The organism is Stutzerimonas sp. R40042, assembly GCF_026642215.1.
In the GTDB taxonomy this organism is placed as follows: Bacteria; Pseudomonadota; Gammaproteobacteria; order Pseudomonadales; family Pseudomonadaceae; genus Stutzerimonas; species Stutzerimonas frequens.
The window spans coordinates 403,068-424,635 of record NZ_CP113258.1 but is presented as its reverse complement, the minus strand read 5'-3'; the positions used below and the strand labels follow the sequence as shown (position 1 = coordinate 424,635).

Annotated in this window: 9 protein-coding genes; 5 read left to right on the top strand and 4 right to left on the bottom strand. The window is 64.0% G+C overall.

Features of this window, described 5'->3' with window-relative positions:
* Positions 1–3: 3 nt before the first annotated feature.
* Both OUY36_RS01815 and OUY36_RS01810 read right to left on the bottom strand, forming a co-directional pair.
* Positions 4–2,172: a type I secretion system permease/ATPase gene (locus tag OUY36_RS01815; protein ID WP_267936481.1), complete on the bottom strand. Its 2,169-nt coding sequence runs from the start codon at positions 2,170–2,172 to the stop codon at positions 4–6.
* 21 nt (positions 2,173–2,193) lie between these two features.
* Complete coding sequence (locus OUY36_RS01810) at positions 2,194–3,543, bottom strand: TolC family outer membrane protein (RefSeq protein ID WP_110778381.1); 1,350 nt, start codon at positions 3,541–3,543, stop codon at positions 2,194–2,196.
* A 305-nt stretch (positions 3,544–3,848) separates the two neighbouring features.
* Here OUY36_RS01810 and OUY36_RS01805 point away from each other — a divergent pair, with 305 nt between their 5' ends.
* Positions 3,849–13,865, top strand: coding sequence for a retention module-containing protein (locus OUY36_RS01805; protein ID WP_267936479.1), 10,017 nt, complete (start codon positions 3,849–3,851; stop codon positions 13,863–13,865).
* 69 nt (positions 13,866–13,934) lie between these two features.
* A complete protein-coding gene (locus OUY36_RS01800; RefSeq protein ID WP_208217267.1) occupies positions 13,935–14,264 on the top strand; it encodes a tryptophan synthase subunit beta in 330 nt (109 codons plus the stop codon).
* Here the strand turns inward: OUY36_RS01800 and OUY36_RS01795 are convergent.
* Both OUY36_RS01795 and lapG read right to left on the bottom strand, forming a co-directional pair.
* A complete protein-coding gene (locus OUY36_RS01795; RefSeq protein ID WP_267936476.1) occupies positions 14,229–16,211 on the bottom strand; it encodes an EAL domain-containing protein in 1,983 nt (660 codons plus the stop codon). The two genes, OUY36_RS01800 and OUY36_RS01795, sit on opposite strands and share 36 nt — an antisense overlap.
* A 9-nt stretch (positions 16,212–16,220) precedes the next feature.
* Positions 16,221–16,916, bottom strand: coding sequence for a cysteine protease LapG (gene lapG, locus OUY36_RS01790; RefSeq protein ID WP_267936473.1), 696 nt, complete (start codon positions 16,914–16,916; stop codon positions 16,221–16,223).
* Positions 16,917–17,155: 239 nt separating this feature from the next.
* Here lapG and OUY36_RS01785 point away from each other — a divergent pair, with 239 nt between their 5' ends.
* The 3 genes from OUY36_RS01785 to gshA all read left to right on the top strand — a co-directional run bounded on the left by OUY36_RS01785 (position 17,156) and on the right by gshA (position 21,564).
* Positions 17,156–19,468 carry a Tex family protein gene (locus OUY36_RS01785; RefSeq protein ID WP_267936471.1) on the top strand — a complete coding sequence of 771 codons (2,313 nt, stop codon included), beginning with the start codon at positions 17,156–17,158 and terminating at the stop codon, positions 19,466–19,468.
* 2 nt (positions 19,469–19,470) lie between these two features.
* Entirely contained in the window at positions 19,471–19,860 is a 390-nt protein-coding gene (locus tag OUY36_RS01780) for a PaaI family thioesterase (RefSeq protein ID WP_020306864.1), read from the top strand.
* 126 nt (positions 19,861–19,986) lie between these two features.
* The gene (gene gshA, locus OUY36_RS01775) at positions 19,987–21,564 is read left to right on the top strand and encodes a glutamate--cysteine ligase (protein ID WP_267936468.1); all 1,578 of its coding nucleotides are present in this window, start codon (positions 19,987–19,989) and stop codon (positions 21,562–21,564) included.
* Positions 21,565–21,568 lie beyond the last annotated feature (4 nt).

Genomic DNA, 21,568 nt, shown 5'->3' with positions numbered 1-21,568 from the left:
TTCTTAGCTGACACGGATCTGCCCCTTCTTCAACGCCTCGAGGATCGCCGCCTTGGGTCCATCGGCGACGATCTGGCCGCGGTCGACGATCACCAGCCGATCGACCAGGCTCAACATCGAGGTGCGGTGGGTTACCAACAGCAAGGTCTTGTCGGCAACAACCCCCGCCAGCTGCTGTTTCAAGCGTTCCTCGCTGGTGTTGTCCAACGAACTGGTCGGCTCGTCGAGCAGCAGGATCGGCGGATCGAGCAACAAGGCGCGCGCCAGCGCCACGCACTGGCGCTGGCCGCCGGAAAGGTTCTGGCCGCGCTCGCCCACCTGCAGCTCGTAGCCTTTGGAATGCAGGCGGGCAAATTCATGCACGCCTGCCAATTCGGCCACTTTCAGCACCCGGTCGTCTTCGACATAGCGCGCGCCCATCAGCAGGTTGTCGCGCAGCGTGCCGGAAAACAGCTGGATATCCTGCGCCACATAGCCGATATTGTTGCGCACGTCGCTCACATCCAGCTGCCGCAGGTCGATGCCGTCGACCAGCAGGCTGCCGGCATCGGGCTGATGCAGGCCGACGATCAGCTTGGCCAGCGAGCTCTTGCCGGAGCCACTGCGCCCAATGATGCCCACCTTCTCCCCTGGACGAATGACCAGACTGATCTGCCGCAGGGCGGCGTCCTTTTGTTCCGGGTAGTTGAAATCCACGCCGCGGAACTCGATCGCACCCTGCAGGTTTTCCCGCTTCAACGGCCGCTCGCCACTCTGCCGCTCCTGTGGCAACGCCATCATGTCGTTCACCGAGCGCACCGTGACCTTGGCCTGCTGATAGCGGGTAAGCAGACCCGCCACCTGACCGAGCGGTGCCAGGGCGCGACCGCTGAGCATGTAGCAGGCAATCAGCCCCCCCATGCTCAGCTGGCCGTCGATGATCTGATACACGCCAAGCACGATCATCACCACACCAGCGAACTGCTGCAGCGCCATCGTCGAATTGAGCGCCAGGCTCGACAGCATGCGCGCACGCAACTCAAGCCGGCTCAGACTGCCAATGGTCTGCTCCCAAAGATGCTGGCGCTCGCTTTCTGCGTTGTTGACCTTCACCGCATCGAGGCCTGCCAACGTTTCGATCAGGCTCGACTGGCGCTCTGCCGAAAGCGCCATGGTGCGCTCCAGAGTGTCGGCCAGGGGCCGTTGCAGCGCGAAGCTGAGTGCTGCAACCAGCGGGAAAGCCAATAGCGGCACCCACGCCAGATGCCCGCCGATCAGCGCAATCACGGCAATGATCAGCAAGGTGAATGGCAGATCGATCAGACTCGCCAGCGTCAGCGAAGCGAGAAACTCGCGCAGTGACTGGAATTCGTGGATGTGCTGGGCGAAGGTCCCGACGCGCGCCGGGCGGTGGCGCATCAGCATGCCTGCCACCCGCTCGAACAGCGTGGCGGAAATGATCAGATCGGTTTTCTTGCCGGCCAGATCCAGACACAGCCCGCGCAACGTCTTGAGCAGCAGATCGAACACGAACGCACCGCTGATGCCGATGGCCAGCACCCAGAGCGTCGCCTCTGCCTGGTTCGGTACCACACGGTCGTAGACGTTCATGACGAACAGCGGCGTAACCAGACCAATGAGACTGATCACGAAACTGGCGGCAACTGCGTCGATATACAGCCAGCGCGAACGCTTCAGCGTGTCGCGAAACCAGTGAGTCGTTCGCGGAATGAGTTCACCGCGATCCAGATCGAAGCGGTGTTGCGGCTGAGCGAAGAAGGCCTGCCCGGTGTAGTCCTCCTCGAGGATTTCACGCGCGACATCCAGCTCCCCACCCTCGGACTCGCTGGGCATCACCCGCGCCCGCCCGTCGGGCTGCCAGCCCAGCAGCAATGCGCACCGCCCGTCATGCAACAGCAACAGTGCGGGCAGCGCGAGAGCGGATATCTGACTCAGCTCACGCCGCAGCCAACGACCGCGCAGACCCGCCCGGGCTGCCGCACGCGGCAACAGCTCGGGGGTCAGTCGATGATCGGCGAGTGGCAAACCGGCGCTCAGCGTCGCCCGGCTGGCTGGCTTCTGGTGGAAGGCGCAGAGCGACAGCAGGCCATCCAGCAGCGGATCGTCATGACTCGAGCGCGGGTCGAAGCGCAAGGCCGGCTCGGGCGTTACAGCATCCTGAGAGTGCATCATGGGACCCGACGGGCCGCCCTCTTAATTCATCGCGGGCAACTGGACCTGAGCGCGCACGTCATCCATCGGCACGGCGGCCAGGGGCGCCACGACCCCCTGGTTGCGCAACAGAGAGCCGCTGACCGCCTGGATGCGGTAATGGCTCAAAGCCTCACTAAAGCGCACGTCTTCGAGACGGCGCGCAGCGGTGAACAGCTCGTTCTCGCTGTCGAGCAAATCCAGCAACGTACGTTCACCGAGGGTGAACTGCTGCTGGTAGGAATCGCGCACACGGCTGCTGCGATCGACGTATTCCTGAGCAATCGGAAGCTGCTGGCGTGCGTTGTTCAGCGCGTTCCAGGCCAGCCCCATCTCCTCGCTGAGCAGACGCAGCGCGTTGTTGCGAATATCCATGGCCTGCCCGACCTGGTTGGCGCGAGCGCGTAGATCAGCACTGTTGCTGCCGCCCGCGAACAGGTTGTAGCGCATGCGCACCATGGCCTGCCATTCGTTCTCGTGCCCGTTCACGCCGTCGATGTCGTTATTGGCGCCACTCGCGAGCTCCAGCGCAAAGCGCGGGTAGAACTCGGACTTGGCTGCCTGCACCTGCGCCTCGGCGGCGTTCACGTCCGCCTGTGCCGAACGCAGCTGCGGGTTTTCCATCAGCATCTTTTCACGGGCCTGCTCAAGGCTCTGCGCCAGATCCACCGCAGCCAGCGTCGGCCGGCTCAAGTCGGTCGGCATCTGCCCCACCAGCGCGAGGTAGTTGACCTGGCTATCGGCAAGGTTGGTCTGTTCTGTAATCAGGTTGTTGCGCGCCTGAGCCAAGCGAGCCTCGGCCTGGTCGAGGTCAGCCATCCGCCCGACGCCCTGGCGGCTGCGAAGACTGATCTGATCGAAGATTCGCTCGTGGCTGCGCAGATTTTCCTCGGCCAGACGCACTAGCGCCTCACGGCGCAGAACGTCCAGGTACACCTGCGCCACTTCCAATGCGGTGCGCTCCGCACTGCCCAGTAACTCATAGGCCCGTGCATTGACCGTAGCGCGCTGGCGCTTCACTTCGCTGGAGGTGGCGAAACCGTCGAATAGCATCTGCTGGGCCGTCAGGCTTGCCTCACCGCGGCTCAGCGTACGATAACCGTGCTCATCACCCTGACGGGTACTGACACTGTCAGTGCCCTCTCGCCCATAACCCGCCACCAGATCCACTCGAGGCAAATAGCCACCCTTGGCGGAACGCAGCTGCTCCTCGGCCGCCATACGAGCGTGAACGCCGGCGCTGATTTCCGGGTGGGTATCGAGCGCGCTGCGCATTGCCTCCTGCAAAGACTGGGCATGAGCGGCGGCCGAGACGGCGAAAAACAGGGGAAGCACCAGGGCGAAAGGCTTCATGAAGACGAGTTCCGAAAGATTGGGCGAGTGGCCAGGCCGACGCGACAACAGAGTGCAAAACGAACCCATACGGGTGCGAAATACCACTACTGCCAGAGCGTTTTCGGCTTAATGAAAAGACGCGCCTGATATCACAGTGACATCAGCGTGTGCATTGTTTAACATCACGCTATCAAGGGTCAATAGATTGACCTTCCGCTCGTCGAATTTTTCTAGCGTCAAAAATATAACGTATATCATCCACCGCTCGGCGGCACTCTATCAGCCCCCAAGCCGGTCTACATCTACCATTCGGAGCAAAGAGCATGAGCTCTAACTACGTCGTCGTGAAAAGCGTTATCGGCCAAGCGTTTGCGATATCGGCGGACGGCGTTCGCCGCGCTTTGTTTGAAGGTGACCGGCTATTCAGCGGTGAGCAGGTGCTGACCGAGGCAGGCAGCGCCGTAACGCTGGAGCTACCGAATGGCGAGATGATCAGCCTGGGCGAATCGGCATCCTGGCAAGCTGGCGAGCTGGCTGACACGGGCTATTCCGAGTCGATCTCGGAGCTTGAGCAAGCAATCGCCGACGGCTTCGACCCCACCACTGATCTGGAAGCGACCGCTGCCGGTCCTGGCGCGGGCGGCGGGGCCGGCGGCTCCGGTGGCGGCCATACAGCTATCGTGCTGGACGAGACAGGTGAACAGGTGCAAGCCACCACCGGCTTCAGCACCGATGGCCTTGCCTCTGTAGCACTCGCTACCGAGGAAGACAGCGCCGCGCCGACCAGTTCTTTCGTCGACACCACCGCACCGGCCGCTCCAAACGTTTCCCTGCAGCTCGACAGCGCTGACCCGAACGACCGCATCACCAACAACGGCGCTCTGAACATCAGCGGCACCGAAGCCGGTGCGACCGTCGAGTACAGCATCGACGGCGGCAAGACCTGGACCTCGACCTTCACCCCGGTCGAAGGCAGCAACACCGTTTCCGTGCGCCAGACCGACGTCGCTGGCAACACTTCCGGCGCCACCACGGTCAGCTTCGTGCTCGACACCCAGGTCGCCGCACCGAGCGTTTCGCTCACTAGCGATACAGGTGCCAGCGGCTCGGACAGCATCACTAACTCCGGCGCCCTGACCATTGGCGGCACCGAGGCCGGTGCGACCGTCGAGTACAGCACCGACGGCGGCCAGACCTGGTCCTCGTCCTTCACTCCGGTCGAAGGCAGCAACACCGTATCCGTACGCCAGACCGATGTGGCCGGTAATACTTCGGGCGCCACCACTGTCAGCTTCGTGCTCGACACTCAGGTCGCTGCGCCGACCGTTTCGCTGCAGGCCGATACCGGCACAAGCGGCTCGGACAGCATCACCAACTCCGGTGCCCTGACCGTCGGCGGTACCGAAACCGGCGCCACCATCGAGTACAGCGCCGATGGCGGCCAAACCTGGACCGACAGCTTCTCGGCCGTCGAAGGCAACAACACCGTCTCCGTCCGCCAGACCGACGTGGCCGGCAACATCTCCAGCGCCACCACCGTCAGCTTCGTGCTCGACACTCAGGTCGCTGCGCCGACCGTTTCGCTGACTAACGACACGGGCACAAGCGGCTCGGACAGCATCACTAACTCCGGCGCCCTGGCCATCGGCGGCACCGAAGCTGGTGCGACCGTCGAGTACAGCACCGATGGCGGTAACACCTGGACCGACAGCTTCTCGGCCGCCGAAGGCAGCAACACCGTCTCCGTGCGTCAGACCGATGTGGCCGGCAACACTTCCGCTGCGACCACCGTCAGCTTCGTGCTGGATACCCAGGTCGCCGCGCCGGCCGTTTCGCTGACTAACGACACGGGTGCCAGCGGCTCGGACAGCATCACCAACTCCGGTGCCCTGACCGTTGGCGGCACCGAAGCCGGTGCGACCATCGAATACAGCACAGACGGCGGCAACACCTGGACCTCGACCTTCACCCCGATCGATGGCAGCAACACCGTATCCGTCCGCCAGACCGATGTGGCCGGTAATACATCGGGCGCCACCACCGTCAGCTTCGTGCTCGACACCCAGGTCGCCGCACCGAGCGTTTCGCTGACTAACGACACGGGTGCCAGCGGCTCGGACAGCATCACTAACTCCGGCGCCCTGACCATTGGCGGCACCGAGGCCGGTGCGACCGTCGAGTACAGCACCGATGGCGGCCAAACCTGGACCGACAGCTTCTCGGCCGTCGAAGGCAACAACACCGTCTCCGTCCGCCAGACCGATGTGGCCGGCAACACGTCGGGCGCCACCACCGTCAGCTTCGTTCTGGATACTCAGGTCGCTGCACCGACCGTTTCGCTGCAGGCCGATACCGGCACAAGCGGCTCGGACAGCATCACTAACTCCGGCGCCCTGACCATTGGCGGCACCGAGGCCGGTGCGACCGTCGAGTACAGCACCGATGGCGGCCAAACCTGGACCGACAGCTTCTCGGCCGTCGAAGGCAACAACACCGTCTCCGTCCGCCAGACCGATGTGGCCGGCAACACGTCGGGCGCCACCACCGTCAGCTTCGTTCTGGATACTCAGGTCGCTGCACCGACCGTTTCGCTGCAGGCCGATACCGGCACAAGCGGCTCGGACAGCATCACCAACTCCGGTGCCCTGACCGTTGGCGGCACCGAAGCCGGTGCAACCATCGAGTACAGCACCGATGGCGGCCAAACCTGGACCGACAGCTTCTCGGCCGTCGAAGGCAACAACACCGTCTCCGTCCGCCAGACCGATGTGGCCGGCAACATCTCCGGCGCCACCACCGTCAGCTTCGTGCTCGACACTCAGGTCGCTGCGCCGACCGTTTCGCTGCAGGCCGATACCGGCACAAGCGGCTCGGACAGCATCACTAACTCCGGTGCCCTGACCGTTGGCGGTACCGAAACCGGTGCAACCGTCGAGTACAGCACCGACGGCGGCCAGACCTGGACTTCGTCCTTCACTCCGGTCGAAGGCAGTAACACCGTATCCGTCCGCCAGACCGACGTGGCCAGCAACACTTCCGCTGCGTCCACCGTCAGCTTCGTTCTCGATACTCAGGTCGCTGCACCAACCTTGTCGTTGACTAGCGACACGGGAGTAAGCAGCTCGGATCTCATTACCAACTCGGGCGCTCTGACCATCGGCGGCACCGAAGCCGGTGCGACCGTCGAGTACAGCATCGACGGCGGCCAGACCTGGACCTCGACCTTCACCCCGGTCGAAGGCAACAACACCGTCTCCGTGCGCCAGACCGATGTGGCCGGCAATACTTCCGCTGCGTCCACCGTCAGCTTCGTTCTGGATACTCAGGTCGCTGCACCGACCGTTTCGCTGACTAACGACACGGGTGCAAGCGGCTCGGACAGCATCACCAACTCGGGCGCCCTGACCATCGGCGGCACCGAGGCCGGTGCGACCGTTGAGTACAGCACCGATGGCGGCCAGACCTGGACCTCGACCTTCACCCCGGTCGAAGGCAGCAACACCGTATCCGTCCGCCAGACCGACGTGGCCGGCAACACCTCTGGTGCGACCACCGTCAGCTTCGTGCTGGATACCCAGGTCGCCGCGCCGGCCGTTTCGCTGACTAACGACACGGGTGCCAGCGGCTCGGACAGCATCACCAACTCCGGTGCCCTAACCGTTGGCGGCACCGAAGCCGGTGCGACCATCGAATACAGCACAGACGGCGGCAACACCTGGACCTCGACCTTCACCCCGATCGAAGGCAGCAACACCGTATCCGTCCGCCAGACCGACGTGGCCGGCAACACCTCTGGTGCGACTACCGTCAGCTTCGTGCTCGACACTCAGGTCGCCGCACCTAGCGTTTCGCTGACTAGCGACACGGGTGCAAGCGGCTCGGACAGCATCACCAACTCCGACGCCCTGACCATCGGCGGCACCGAAGCCGGTGCGACCGTCGAGTACAGCATCGACGGCGGCCAGACCTGGACCTCGACCTTCACCCCGGTCGAGGGCAGCAACACCGTTTCCGTGCGTCAGACCGATGTGGCCGGTAATACCTCCGGCGCGACTACCGTCAGCTTCGTGCTCGACACGCAGGCACCAGCGGTTCCGGCCGGCCAGCAATTCACCTATGACGAGAACCAGCCCGCTAATGCTCTGATCGGCAGCGTCAGCGCGCAGGACGCCGTGGGCGTGGTTGCCTTCCGCTTCGCCGATAGCGGCAACGAAATGAGCGCTGACGGCTATTTCCACATCGACGCCCAAGGCCGCATCACGCTTACCCCGGCAGGCGCCGCGGCCGGCGTCAATGACTTCGAACAGGCACCCAATAGCCACGGCTACACCATCGAAGCCATAGACGCCGCGGGCAATGTCTCCGCCGCCAACGTCACGCTGTCCGAAGCCAACCGCAATGACAACGCGCCGCAGGCCGTTAACGACTCGCTGCAGGCCGTTGAAGACACACCTGTTACGTTCCTGGCGGAGCAGCTGCTGGGCAACGACAGCGATCTGGACGGCAATGGCTTGACCATCGCGAGCGTCACCAGCGGCGCAGGCGGCACCGCCGTGCTCAACGCCGACGGCTCCGTGACTTTCACGCCGAATGCCAACTTCAATGGCACCGCTGATTTCAGCTATACCGTCAGCGATGGCACCCAGATTTCCGCGCCGGCCACCGTGACGGTCGAGGTGTCAGCCGTCAATGACGCGCCTGTCGCCGGCGCCTCGCTGGGGCAAGGCATCGAGGACAGCGGCGTGGTTGAAGGCCAGCTGGTTGCAAGCGACGTGGATGCCGGCGACAGCCTGACCTTCGGCCTCGACGGAACCGCTCCGGCGGGCTTTACCCTGGCCAACGACGGCAGTTGGACGCTGGACACCAGCGATGCGGCCTACCAGTACCTGGCCAAAGACCAGACGCTGACCCTGCAGGTACCCTTTACCGTTACCGACGCAAGCGGCATCAGCAGCAGCGACAACCTCACGCTGGTCATCACCGGTACCAACGACTTGCCGGTAGCCCAGGCGGCCAGCGCCAGTGCCATCGAGGGAGCGACCACATCCGTTGGCGCGGTAAGCGCGGCTACAGATGGTTCGGCGATCGTGCTGACCGTCACCACCACCAGCGCGGGGGAAGCCGTCAGCTTCGACTGGCAGTTCGCGACCTCGGACTACATGCCCTTCAACGACTTCGCTTTCGTGCAGGTCAACGGCCAGCCTGTTCAAGTACTGAGCAACGTCGCCAGCGTCGGCGATTACGGTAACTCGGGCACCCAGACGTTCAGTTACCAGTTCGCTGCGCCCGGCACCTATACGCTGGTTCTTGGTGTCGCCGATGCGGGCGACAGCGGCATCGGCTCCACCCTGTCGCTGAGCAACATGTCAGCCAATGCGGCATTGAGCCTCAGCGCAGGTGCGGTGACCTCAACGGCCAATGGCTGGACCCTGACCACCAATGGCGCCAGCAACGCTGACCTGGCTGGCCTGCTGCAAGTGGGTACCGTCACCGGCCAACTGGTCGCCAGTGATGTCGATCAGGGCGCGACCTTGACCTTCAGCGTGAGCGGGACCGCCCCGGCAGGCTTCAGCCTCTCCAGCGACGGCCGCTGGACCTTCGACGCGACAAACAGCGCCTACGACTCGTTGGCGGAGGGCGCGACCCAGGATCTGGTCATCCCCTACCAGGTGACCGACGAACACGGCGGCGTAGCCGATAGCACGCTGACCATCACCATCACCGGCACCAACGACGCCGCCGTGATCAGCGGTGATGTTGCCCAGTCCGCCGCCGAGACCGATACCCCGCTGACCCTCAACGGCACCCTGACCAGCACCGATGTCGATAACGCCGACAACAGCTTCACCGCGGCCAGTCTCGTCGGGACCAACGGCACCCTGACCCTGGCGGCCAACGGTCAGTGGATCTTTGTCGCCAACAGCGCCTTCAACGAGCTGAACGTCGGCGAGCAGGTGCAGGAAACCTTCACCGTCACCAGCATCGACGGCACCGAGCAGGACGTCACCGTCATCATCACCGGCACCAACGATGCCGCCGTGATCAGCGGTGATGTCGCCCAGTCCGCCGCCGAGACCGATACCCCGCTGACCCTCAACGGCACCCTGACCAGCACCGATGTCGATAACGCCGACAACAGCTTCACCGCGGCCAGTCTCGTCGGGACCAACGGCACCCTGACCCTGGCGGCCAACGGTCAGTGGATCTTTGTCGCCAACAGCGCCTTCAACGAGCTGAACGTCGGCGAGCAGGTGCAGGAAACCTTCACTGTCACCAGCATCGACGGCACCGAGCAGGACGTCACCGTCACCATCATCGGCACCAACGATGCCGCCGTGATCAGCGGTGATGTCGCTCAGTCCGCCGCTGAGAACGATACCCCGCTGACCCTCAACGGCACCCTGACCAGCACCGATGTCGATAACGCCGACAACAGCTTCACCGCGGCCAGTCTCGTCGGGACCAACGGCACCCTGACCTTGGCGGCCAACGGTCAGTGGGCCTTCGTCGCCAACAGCGCCTTCAACGAGCTGAACGTTGGCGAGCAGGTGCAGGAAACCTTCACCGTCACCAGCATCGACGGCACCGAGCAGGACGTCACCGTCACCATCACCGGTACCAATGATGCGCCCATCGCTGTATCGGACGGTCTCAACGCGACTGAAAACACGCCGGTCACCTATGCGGCGAGCCAGTTGCTGGCCAACGACAGTGACGTCGATAACGCCAATCTCACCATCGCCAGCGTTACCAGCGGCACCGGCGGTACTGCCGTGCTCAATGCGGATGGCTCAGTCACCTTCACACCAGACGCCAACTTCAATGGCGTCGCGAGCTTCAGCTATACCGTCAGCGACGGTGTGCAGAGTTCCGCAGCAGCCAGCGTGACGGTCAACGTCGCCGCGGTGAATGATGCGCCGACCGGGACCGACGGTACCGTCAGCCTGGTCGAGGATGGCACCGTTCAGTTCAGCGCAGCGAACTTCGGCTTCAACGACCCGGATGCAGGCGACAGCCTGCAGGCGATACGCATCGATAGCCTGCCAGACGCCGGCGCTCTGCAACTGAACGGTACGGCGGTCACCGCTGGACAGGTCATTGCGGCAATCGACCTAGACAAGCTGACCTACACGCCCGGACAGGACGGTGCCGGCAGTCAGTACGCAACATTGACTTTCTCGGTGAGCGACCAGAGCGGTCTGTTCTCTGCCGTACCCAACACCCTGACCTTCGACGTCGCGCCAGTCGCCGACACGCCGGACGTCAGCATTACCGTGGGTGCCGCCAGCACGACCACCACCAGCATCACCAGCGCCAACGTGAACCTCAGCGGGCAGGGCTACACCGTCACCGCGCTGAACGGTGATGGCAGCACCGGCAGCATTTCGCACAACAGCAGCCCGGTCGGCTTCGGTGTACAGGGAAACAGCTCTAACGGCAGCGCAAATGAGCTCGGCGGTGCGGAACGCCTGATCGTGGCATTCGAAGCCCCTGTTGCCAGCGCAACCGTTCAGCTGGCTTGGCTGAATTCGAGCGAAAACGCCGCCTACACGCTTTACGACAGCAATAACGTCGTCATCGGAGGCGGCACCATCTCCGGCGGCAGCGACGGAATCGACCCAGGCATTGCACTGACGAGCACCAACGGCAGCGCGATCAGCCGTATCGAGTTCAGTGCACCGGGCGCCGGGGATGACTTCCTGATCCATTCGATCACCTTTGCCAGCAGCACCAGCTATCCGCTTACCATCACCGCCGCACCGACTGACATCGATTACTCCGAGTCGATCAGCAGCATCACCCTGGAGCTGCCTGCCGGTGCCACGCTGTCGGTGGGCTCGGCCAACCCCGACGGCACTTGGTCCGTGCCGCTGGCCAGTGATGGCACCTACAGCGTATCGGTGGACGCGACCACCCACGCGGTAACCCTCAGCGGCCTGACGATGAACCTGCCCGGCAGCCCGACGGGCAGCCTGGAAATTACTGCAACCGCGGTCGCCCAGGACGGCAGCAGTACCGCCTCGGCGAGCACGCACATCACCATTGGCGATACCACTGCACCGGAAACGGCAGACGTGACAGTCGGTGCTGACGAGGACACCAGCGCTGTAACGGTCACACTGAGCGCAACCGATGCTGGCAGCAGCATCGCCAACTTCACCGTCACCAGCCTGCCGACCCACGGCACACTCAGCTACAACGGCCAGGCGGTTGCCATAGGCCAGACCATCCCGGCCGAAAACAACCAGGCCACGATCAGCTTCGTGCCGGACGCCAACTGGAACGGCAGCACCGCCTTCCAGTACCGCGCCAGTGACGCAGCAGGCAACCTGGATCAGAGCCCCGCAACGGTGTCGATCCAGGTGAGCGCGGTCAACGATGCGCCGGTCAACCAGCTGCCGAGCGGCTACACCATGGCCGAAGACGGATCGCTCAAGCTGAGCGGGCTGGCAGTGTCCGATGTCGACGCCGCCAGTGGCTCGATTACGGTCACGCTGGCCGTCCAACAGGGGGTGCTGGAGGCTGCGTCCAGCGCCGGTGTCAGCGTGAGCGGCTCGGGCGGCAGCACGCTGGTGCTGACCGGCAGCCTGGCAGACATCAACGCCTACCTGGCCGAGCCGGCTACACAGCCGACGTTCATCCCTGAGCACGACGCCAGCGGTACGGTCACGCTGACCATGACCAGCAACGACAACGGCAATATGGGCAGCGGCGGCGCACTGAGCGACACCGATACGACCGCCATTCAGGTCACGCCTGTGGCCGACGCCATTCCTGCGGAACTTGCATCCGTTGTGGTGGGGCAAGTCAGCGTGAACACCCTAAGTTTTGATAATTCCAGTAGCTTCACCGGACTGAACGGCGCCAGCAGCTACACCTTCGCCAATGGCATCCAGATGCAAGCCGCGGCCGGACAGAACTTCTACTACTCCGGCGGCAGCTACCTCGGCGTACAAAGCGGTAGCAAAGACTCTTGGCGTATCGAAGGAAACGATTCCATCACCTTCAGCTTCCCTGTCGGCATGCGCAATGCCGGACTGACATTGAAGAACGCGGCGGACGATACCGTACTGGTCAAGAGCGATTTGGCGTTAGCCGATGTGCCCAGTTCAGGCACGCTTACCGGCTTCGTCGGCACCAGCCTAATCGCCGTCACCCCCTCGTCCAATACCGTGACAATCGAGCTCCGGCTGTACAACAGCGCGGGCGAGCTGGTCAGCAAGACAGACGGAGAGGTCGCGAGCGGCGGAAGCTGGTCCATTAACTACAGCTACAGCGGCACCTACACACGTGCTGAACTTGTGGCCTATATCGACGGTGACCTATTCAACCAGGGCGGCAACGACAGCGACTTCACGTACGCAGTCAATGCCGACATGCTCACCTTATCCATCGCACAAGACCCAAGCGATAAGTTCTCCGAAGCGAAGAAGAGCGATGGCTTTCAGATCGATTCCTTCGCCGTCAGCCCGAACGCGGACTCGCTGACCAGCTACAACTATCCGATCGATGTTCATGCGCAGGTCGTGGACAAAGTAGGCGTGGCGGAAACCATCTCCGCGATGACGTTGAGTGACCTGCCGAGCGATGCCAGCCTCGGCTTGAAACTGGAGAACGGCACTTACGTCGAGATCGCAGCGGACGCCAACGGTGTATTCGACATCAGCGATTACGTATCGCTGCTGTCGGCGTCCACCGCGGCTCCGACCGTCCACTTGCAAATGACGACCAGCACGCAGCTTGGGGCTGATTACGCACCGACCCTGACACTCGTGATCAATGACCAGGGCAGCTCGGCAATCACAGTCATCGGCGGCTCGGCCAGCTCCACGCACAGTGGCGCAGCGGGAGACGATTACCTCAGCGGCGGCGCGGGCGATGACCTGCTCTACGGATTGCAGGGCAACGACACGCTGGATGGTGGCACCGGTAACGACCTGTTGGTCGGCGGTGCCGGCGACGACATCCTGATCGGCGGGCTGGGCGACGACCAGCTCACCGGCGGAAGCGGAGCTGACACCTTCATGTGGAAAGCCGGAGACCTGGGCAAAGACAGCATCCTCGACTTCAATGCCAGCGAAGGAGACCGCATCGACCTGCGCGATCTACTCCAGGGCGAAAACGACGGCAACCTCCTCAGCTATCTGCGAGTGGACACCACCACGTCCACCTTGCAGATCAGCACCGCCGGCGTCCTGAATGACACCGGCAGCAATGCCGACGTCACCATCAAGCTGGAAAACGGCGGCGCCGCGGTCGATCTGTCTTCGTATGGTTCGAATCCTACGGACATCATCAATTCGCTGGTTGCCGACCATATCGTCAAGGTCGATCACTGAAGGTGACGCACGGATACCCGCCGCGAGCCGCTGGCGGGTATCGTCGCTACTCCCATACGAGGATGCCGAGTGTTCTATATCACGCGTGATTCCAGCGGACGGCTGCTGCGGGTCGAGCCGTCGCCCTTCGACGACATGACCGGCGAACTGCCGGACGACGACAGCGAAGTGCGCGCCTGGCTTGCCGCTCAGGACAGCCTTGCCCACTTGCGCCAGAGCGATCTGGAGATGGTGCGGGTACTGGAGGACTTGATCCACGCCCTGATCGACAAGGGCGTGCTGCGGATCACCGACCTTCCGGATTCGGCTCAGGCCAAGCTGGCAGGGCGGAGCCGGGCGCGCAATGCGCTCGGCTCGACTCGCTTACTGGTCGACGATGACGACACCGGCGTGATCTGATCGGCTGGTGCTGTCCTGCAACGGCGCCGGATTGCCCAGCAGCCGGCCCTGGCCACCTTCGAAGCCCAGCGCTCGGAGAGTCATCCACGCCCCTTCTGTCTCCACCTGTTCGGCGATCAACGGCAGATCGATGCTGTGCGCGGCACGCTGCATGGCCTGGATGAACAGATGCTTGTCCTCTTCGGTATCGACGCCGCGCAGGTAGCTGCCATCGACTTTCAGATAGCCCAGCCCCAGGCGGGCCAGGTTGCCGATCATGCTGAAACGCCCACCGAAGTGCTGAATGCCCAATCCGAATCCCAGCTGGCGCAGGCGGCGGGCCAGCTGTTCGAGGCTTGCCTGGTCCGGTAACTGGGCTTCGTCCAGTTCGATTGTCAGCAGACCGGCCACGTCGCCATGGCGCGCCAGCAACTCGAACACGTCCTCGCGCGAGACCGGATCTGCCAGCGTGCTGCCACAGAGGCTGATCGCCAACGGCGAGTGGTGAACTTCGAGCGTCTCCAACGTCTGACGCAGCATCGCCAGATCGAGGCGTGCCGTCCAACCGAAGCGCTCCAGCCAGGGGAGGAAGCGTGCCGCCGGAACCACATCGCCCTGCTGGTCCACCAGCCGGGCCAGTACCTTGCTGTGGATGAGTCGCTGCGGTTCGAGGGCGCTCATCACAGGCTGGAAGTACAACTGGAGCAAGCCGTTCTCCAGAGCACCATCGAGCAACCGGTACCAGTCCTGGTGCTGTTCGGCGACCGGCACCTGAACGCCAGGTTCATAGCAGGCCCAGGCCTGGCGCGACTGGCTCGCAGCCTGCGCCAGTGCCTCATCGAGAGCGGCATAGAGCGCCGGGACACTATGCTCTTGCGAGAACGCCGTCAGGCCGATATGGGCCACCGGCAGCACATCGGCGAGTCCGGTTTGCTGCAGTGACGCCAATGCATGCTCGATCTGTTCGGCCAGGCGTACCGCTTCGAGCCGATCAAGCCCTACCGCGAGCAATGCAAACTCGCCACCGCGCGTGCGCCCGATCAGGAAGCGATCGCCAGTGACCTGGCGCAGCTGCTCTGCCACCGCGCGCAGCAGCTCATCCGTGCGTGCACCGCCGAGACGCTGATTGAGTCCGGTGAGGTCATTGATACGCAGCAGGAACATATAGCCGCTACCGGCCAGGTCCTCTCCGCTCAGTCGAGCCTGCAGCTGCATGTCGAAATGCCGGCGATTGCTCAAGCCGGTCAGGCCGTCATGATAGGCCTCGTCACGCAGGCGCTCGCTGCGCCGCGCCTCTTCATCGAACAGCGCCTTGAGCTTCTCCACCATGAGGTTCATGGCCAGCACCACGCGCCGCAGCTCCGGGGTTTCCGGCAGCTGCGGCACGCTGAGGAACTCACGCCGTGTAATGGCCTGGGACTGCTCGACCATATCGTCGAGCGGGCGCAGCTGACGCCGTAATAGCGCCGCACCTAGCAATGCGCTGACCACGCCGCAGAGCACCAGCCAGCCAAACATGCCGAGGGTGCTCTGCCACAGGCGCGAAACGGCGAACATCGGATGGCTGACCACCTCTACCCGGGCGGCCTGCTGCCAGCCCCGGCTGACGATCGCCTCACCGCCCTCTGGCTGCAGATCGATCAGGCTGACGAACCATTGCGGCGCACTGCCGGCGTCCGGCTCGGCCTGCCGCTCGAGCATCGGCTGGCCGGTTTCCAGCTCGATCACACGGATCGACTGGTAATAACCACTATCGAACAGCGAGCTGACCACCAGCTCGACCATGGCCGGGTCGTCGATATTGGCGGTCAGCGACAAACCCAGCGCCGTGGCCGCATCCTGCGCGTGTGAACGCAGCTGGTTGGCGTACTGATCACGCGAACTTTCCAGGCTGACCACGAAGCTGCCGGTGAACGCGGCGAGCAGAAACAGGCAGATCGCCAGCAACAGCTGTTTGAACAGAGACATGTGAAACTCCTACGATCCGGACCCGGCCGGAAAACCTTCCGCTTGCATCTTTTTCAGCAAATCCTGCCAGCGCGACAGCTTCTTGCTGTCACTGACCTGCTTGTCGCCACTTCGCCCTGGCAGCCACAGCCCTTCGCCGTTGAACGCATAAACGGGAACCAGATCGTTGCGCTGCGTCGCCGGCAGAATGCCGCCGACCAGATTGTCCAGAACCAAGGGCACCGCACCCGGCTGCTCGTAATAAGTCAGGACCATATGCGCCTGATTGAGCCGGACGGCCTTGACGTAGGTGATACGCAGCTTGTCGGCCGAAACACCGAGACGGCGCAGGGTCACGTACTTGGCGATTGCAAAGTCTTCACAGTCGCCACCCCCGACGCGCAAGGCTTCGACCGGGGTGGCCCAATAATCGGTCTGTCGCCAGAGCCTGACGTCATCTTCAAAGCGCAGCTGGTGATTGAAGAAGTTGTTCACCGCACGCAGTTTGTCGTGCTCGGCTGCCGATCCCTGCTCGCCCAACAGTTGCTGCCACGCCAGCACGCGCTCTCGTCCTTCGCCCAGCGAGCCATAGCGTTTCTCAGCCAGATCCAGAATGCGCTGGAAATCCCAGTCGTCCGCCACGGCCCAGACGAGTTGAGCCAGGCCCAGCGCGCCGAGCAGAGCGATGACGTAGCGAAAGGGGGCAAGCCGCATCTGGCCAAACATGACTACAACTCTTGACGGCGGGCGGAATGGTGTTCGGCCGCCACTGATGGCTCAGTGCCACTGTAAAGCTGGATGGTGGCGGCAGGACCGGTAAAACACAAGCGCCACACCCACTCACGCGACAGCTGGCGGGGCGAGTCCGAAGGATACCTCTCTTGAGCGACCGAATCAGGCCCTCGGCAGTTATACTTGCCCGCTTTTCTGGCCGGCCGGCCGTCATTCCGCCCGCAGGACACCACATGGACAGCATCAATTCCCGTATCGCCAACGAGCTGGGCGTACGCCCGCAACAGGTCGCCGCCGCCGTGGCGCTGCTCGACGAAGGCTCCACCGTTCCCTTCATCGCCCGCTATCGCAAGGAAGTCACCGGCAGCCTCGACGATACCCAGCTGCGTAACCTGGAAGAGCGCCTGCGCTACCTGCGCGAGCTGGACGAGCGGCGCGTCTCGATCCTCGCCAGCATCGAGGAACAGGGCAAGCTGACCCCCGAGCTCAAGCGCGAGATCGACCTCGCCGACACCAAGACCCGCCTCGAAGACCTCTACCTGCCCTACAAGCAGAAGCGCCGCACCAAGGGCCAGATCGCCCTGGAAGCCGGTCTCGGCGAGCTGGCCGATGCGTTGTTCGGCAATCCCGAGTTGAATCCTGAAAGCGAAGCCACCCCTTTTATCGACGCTGAGAAGGGCTTCGCCGATGTGAAGGCCGTGCTCGAAGGCGCCAAGTACATCCTCATGGAGCGCTTCGCCGAGGACGCCGACCTGCTGGCCAAGCTGCGGGACTTCCTCAAGCACAACGCCACCCTCAGTGCTCGCGTCGTACCAGGCAAGGAAACCGAAGGTGCCAAGTTCAGCGACTACTTCGAACATGACGAGGTGCTGAAGAACACGCCCTCGCACCGGGCACTGGCGATCTTCCGCGGACGCAACGAGGGCATCCTCAGCGTCAGCCTCAAGGTCGGCGACGAGACCCCGGGCAGCATGCACCCGGGCGAAGGCATGATCGGCGAGCGCTTCGGCATCGCCAACCAGGGCCGCGCCGCCGACAAGTGGCTGGCCGAAGTGGTGCGCTGGACCTGGAAGGTCAAGCTCTACACCAGCCTGGAAACCGACCTGCTCGGCGAGCTGCGCGACAAGGCCGAAGACGAGGCGATCTCGGTGTTCGCCCGTAACCTGCATGACCTGCTGCTGGCTGCGCCGGCCGGCCCGCGCGCGACCCTGGCGCTGGACCCGGGCCTGCGCACCGGCTGCAAGGTCGCAGTGGTCGACGCCACCGGCAAGCTGCTGGAAACCGCCACCGTCTACCCGCACGCCCCGCGCAACGACTGGGACGGCACCCTGGCAATCCTCGCCAAGCTGTGCGCCAAGCATGCCGTCGACCTGATCGCCATCGGCAACGGCACCGCCAGCCGCGAGACCGACAAGCTGGCGGGCGAGCTGATCAAGAAGGTACCGGGTCTCAAGCTCACCAAGATCATGGTCAGCGAAGCCGGCGCCTCGGTGTATTCGGCCTCGGAGCTCGCCGCCCGCGAATTCCCGGATCTGGACGTCTCCCTGCGCGGTGCCGTCTCCATCGCCCGCCGCCTGCAGGACCCGCTGGCCGAGCTGGTGAAGATCGACCCGAAGTCCATCGGCGTCGGCCAGTACCAGCACGACGTGTCCCAGCTCAAGCTGGCGCGTTCGCTGGATGCCGTGGTCGAGGACTGCGTGAACGCCGTCGGCGTCGACGTCAACACCGCTTCCGCCGCGCTGCTGGCACGCATCTCCGGCCTCAACGCGACGCTGGCGCAGAACATCGTGCAGTTCCGCGATGCCAACGGTGCGTTCAAGTCCCGCAGCGAGCTGAAAAAGGTCCCGCGGCTGGGCGAGAAGACCTTCGAACAGGCCGCCGGCTTTCTCCGCGTGATGAACGGCGACAACCCGCTGGACGCCTCGGCGGTGCACCCGGAAACCTATCCGCTGGTCAAGCGCATCGCCGCCGACACCGGTCGCGATATCCGCTCGCTGATCGGCGACTCGGCGTTTCTCAAGCGCCTGGACCCCAAGCAGTTCACCGACGAGACCTTCGGCCTGCCGACCGTCACCGACATCCTCAGTGAACTGGACAAGCCGGGTCGCGACCCGCGCCCCGAGTTCAAGACCGCTGAATTCCAGGACGGCGTGGAGAAGCTCAGCGATCTGGAGCCGGGCATGGTGCTCGAAGGCGTGGTGACCAACGTCACCAACTTCGGTGCCTTCGTCGACATCGGCGTGCACCAGGACGGTCTGGTGCACATCAGCGCGCTGTCGGAGAAGTTCGTCAAGGACCCGTACGAGGTGGTCAAGGCCGGCGACATCGTAAAGGTCAAGGTCATGGAAGTGGACATCCCGCGCAACCGTGTCGGCCTGTCCATGCGCATGAGCGACACGCCCGGCGAGAAGACCGACGGCCCGCGCGGCGGCAAGCCACGCGGCAACGCGCCGCGCAGCGAGCGTCATGCCAGGGAAGACAAGCCGGCACCAGCCAATGCCGCCATGGCCGCGCTGTTCGCCAACGCCAAGCAGCTGAGGAAGTAGGCATGAGCATTCAAGTCGAGGCGGTGGGTAACTCCAGCGCCTTCGGCCGCCTGCTCGGCCTGGAGATTCACCAGGTCGGAAATGGCGAGGCCGTGCTCAGCCTGTCCATGCACGACGGCCTGCGCAATCTGCACGGCAAGCTGCACGGCGGCGCGCTGTTTTCGCTGATCGACACCGCCATGGGCCAGGCCAGCCACAGCCTGGGCGATGGCTCGCCGAACAGCGTCACGCTCGAATGCAAGGTCAACTACATCCGCCCGGTGACCGATGGCGAGCTGCGTTGTCGCGCCTGGGTAGTACACGGTGGCCGGCGCACCCAGGTGCTGGAAGCCGAGGTCCATCAGGGCGACAAGCTGATCGCCAAGGCCCAGGCGACCTTCGCCTGCCTCTAACGGCCTGTGCCACCAGCCGCTCGCGGAGTCGGCACGCCTGGCCTGTGGTCGAAGCAACGCTGCCTCTTGTGAAGCGGCGTTTCCATCCCCATATTGGGGCGACTGTCGCGTGAAGGAATCCACAAGTTGAGCGCTCTTCTCACCCACCGCCTGGCATTGCTGGCCGAGGCTCCCCACCTGCCGCTGCTCAACCAATGCCTGCACGGAATCGAGCGCGAATGCCTGCGCGTCGATGCCCACGGCCATCTGGCCATGACGCCGCACCCCATTGCGCTGGGCTCGGCGCTGACCCACCCGCAGATCACCACCGATTATTCCGAGGCGCTGCTGGAGTTCATCACCGGCACCGACCAGGACCCTCGCAATACCCTGGCCGAGCTCGAGGCGATCCATCGCTTCACCTACGCCAAGCTCGGTGATGAATACCTGTGGAGCCCGTCGATGCCCTGTCCGCTGCCGAGCGAAGCGGACATCCCCATCGCCGAATACGGCAGTTCTAACATCGGGCGGCTCAAGCATGTCTATCGCCAGGGCCTGGCGCTGCGCTACGGCAAGACCATGCAGTGCATCGCCGGCATCCACTACAACTTCTCGCTGCCCGAGGCGCTGTGGCCAGTGCTGCAGGCCGATGATGGCGATACCCGCTCGGTCCAGGACTACCGCTCCGCGCGCTACATCGGGCTGATCCGCAATTTCCGCCGTTACAGCTGGCTGCTGATGTATCTGTTCGGTGCCTCGCCGGCGCTGGACGCCGGCTTCCTGCGCGGGCGCCCGCATCAGCTCGAAGCGCTCGACGCCGACACCCTGTACCTGCCTTACGCCACCAGCCTGCGCATGAGCGATCTGGGCTATCAGAACAACGCCCAGGCCGGCCTCACGCCCTGCTACGACGACCTGTCGAGTTATACCGAGAGTCTGTTCCGCGCAGTCTCCACGCCGTATGCCCCCTACGAGGCGATGGGCATCAAGGACGCCGCCGGCAACTGGCAGCAGCTCAACACCAACGTGCTGCAGATCGAGAACGAGTACTACTCGAACATCCGCCCCAAGCGCGTCACCGCCACCGGCGAACGCCCGCTGCAGGCCCTGCGCGCCCGCGGTATTCAGTACATCGAAGTGCGCTGCCTGGACATCAACCCGTTCCTGCCGCTGGGCATCGACCTCGCCGAATCACGCTTCCTCGACGCCTTCCTGCTGTTCTGCGCGCTGGCCGACAGCCCTTGCCTGGCCGATGGCGAGTGCGGCGCGGCCACCGACAACTTCCTCAAGGTGGTCAAGGAGGGTCGACGCCCCGGGTTGCAGCTGCAGCGCTGCGGCGAGGCCGTGCCGCTCGGCGAATGGGCCGGGCAGCTGCTCGACGAGATCGCCGAAGTCGCCGCCCTGCTCGACCGCAGCCATGGCGACAGCCGGCATGCCGAAGCACTGGCCGAACAGCGCGCCAAGGTCGCCGACAGCAGCCTGACGCCCTCGGCGCGCGTGCTCGAGCAGTTGCGCACGAACGGCGAGAGTTTCAGCCAGTTCGCCATGCGCCAGACGCTTGCCCATGCCGACTACTTCCGCAGCCATGTGCCAAGCGCCGATGAACTGCAGCAGTTCGAAACGGCGGCGCGGCAGTCGCTGGAGCGCCAGGCGGCGATGGAAGTCGCCGACACGCTGGACTTCGACAGCTTCGTCGCCGATTACCAGCGCAGCCTAAGCCTCTAAGCAA